The following is a 1,273-nucleotide window of genomic DNA, read 5'->3' as shown; positions in this document are numbered from 1 at the left end:
CCAACGACCAAATGCTGGCGGTTGTACCATCTAAACTCACGAATGAAAATGGCGATCAAGCAGTGATCGGTGCAGACAACCAAGCAGAGCTGAAACGCTTCTTTGTTGGTCCAAACGGTTGTGAAGTGACAGGCTTTACCATTAGCCCAGATTACAAATCGCTATTTGTAAACATTCAACACCCTGGTAACTGGCCATACAGTGATGATGCCGCGCAAGAAACTCCGGCTGGAACTACAGTTCGTCCTCGTGCTGAAACCGTTGTGATTCGTCGTGAAGATGGTGGCGAAATAGCGGTTTAATCTCATCGTGTATTAAGACCTTAAAACTCAAGCCCTGCAATTGCAGGGCTTGATGCTTAGGCTTATGTCTCGCTGTCATTCACATATGTGCTTTAGCGTTTCAACGAACTACCTGCGGTACGAATCACATCCTGATACAAGTAGAAGCTCTTTTTGCGTTTACGTTCTAAAGTACCTTGTCCATCATCGTGACGATCAACGTAGATATATCCGTAACGCTTGCTCATTTCTGCCGTTGAGTTGGCTACTAAATCAATCGGCCCCCAACTGGTGAAACCCATTAATTCCACGCCATCAAGAATGGCTTCGTGCGCTTGCACTAGGTGATCGTTGAGGTAGGCTATGCGGTAGTCATCTTGAATTTCGCCATTTTCGTCAAATTCATCTCTCGCTCCCAAACCATTTTCCACGATAAAGAGCGGCTTTTGGTAGCGATCGTGCAAGAAGTTCAGCAAAATACGCAGACCTTTGGGATCGATCAACCAGCCCCATTGGCTCTTTTCCAAATATGGGTTCGGCACGCTCTCAACAATATTGCCGACTTCCTTTTGTTTCGGATCCGCGCTCGCACAGCCACTGGCGTAGTAGCTAAAGGAGATAAAGTCGACACTGGCCGAGGCGATGTCTTCTAAATCGCCGTCTTGCATCTGAATTTCGATGCCATTTTCACGGAAATAGCGCTTCATATAACCAGGATACTGACCACGAGTTTGCACATCACCGAAGAACAACCACTTGTTGTTTTCATGCATGGCGGCTAACACATCATCAGGGTTGCAAGTGTATGGGTAGTTCATGGCACCCAGTAACATGTTGCCGATTCTGCCATTCGGTACAATTTTCTGGCACAGCTTCACCGCTTTAGCATTCGCCACCAATTGATGGTGAATCGCTTGGTAAATCTCTTGCTCTGTTGCGTCTTCTGACAAACCAACCCCAGTAAATGGTGCATGCAGAGACATGTTGATTTC

The 1,273-nt window shown here is 46.7% G+C and carries 2 protein-coding genes; one reads left to right on the top strand and one right to left on the bottom strand.

All coding sequences use genetic code 11. The annotated features are described in order from the left end of the window. On the top strand, nucleotides 1–302 hold a 302-nt coding region (locus R8N46_RS24840; RefSeq protein ID WP_318189728.1), incomplete at its 5' end, for an alkaline phosphatase PhoX. Between the two features lie 92 nt (nucleotides 303–394). On the opposite strand, the gene R8N46_RS24835 is transcribed toward R8N46_RS24840, so the two are convergent. Further along, nucleotides 395–1,273, bottom strand: an 879-nt coding sequence (locus R8N46_RS24835; RefSeq protein ID WP_318189727.1) for a family 1 glycosylhydrolase, incomplete at its 5' end; no start/stop codon positions are given.

Source organism: Vibrio sp. 1874 (genome assembly GCF_033344395.1).
In the GTDB taxonomy this organism is placed as follows: Bacteria; Pseudomonadota; Gammaproteobacteria; order Enterobacterales; family Vibrionaceae; genus Vibrio; species Vibrio alginolyticus.
The sequence above is the reverse complement of the archived record's forward strand: the minus strand, read 5'-3'. Positions and strand labels throughout refer to the sequence as shown.